Source organism: Bradyrhizobium sp. 14AA, assembly GCF_054185205.1.
This window is the reverse complement of record NZ_JAVAYM010000217.1, coordinates 1-293: the sequence shown is the minus strand read 5'-3', so window position 1 is coordinate 293 and position 293 is coordinate 1. Positions and strand designations below refer to the sequence as shown.

Below are 293 nucleotides of genomic sequence, written 5' to 3'. Positions count from 1 at the left end.
TGACCAGCAACATCGTCGCGGTGGTGGTCGACACGTCGGCGCCGACGGCGGGGACGCTCTCTCTGTCGAACTATGACGACAGCGGGTCGTCGTCTGCGGACTTCAACTCGACCGACAAGGCCTTCGATCTGTCGCTGACCGGCAACGCCGATGCCAACGGCACCAATGTGGCTTATGAGGTCTCGACCGACGGCGGCGCGAGCTGGTCGACGACCACAGCCGCGCAGAGCAACCTCGCCGACGGCAGCTACCAGTTCCGCGCGACCGTCACCGATCCCGCCGGCAACAGTTCG

Annotated in this window: 1 protein-coding gene; it reads left to right on the top strand. The window is 65.9% G+C overall.

The window, feature by feature from the left end; translation table 11 throughout:
• A partial coding sequence (locus RAD15_RS44075) for an Ig-like domain-containing protein (RefSeq protein WP_458184907.1) occupies positions 1-293 on the top strand: 293 nt, incomplete at both ends.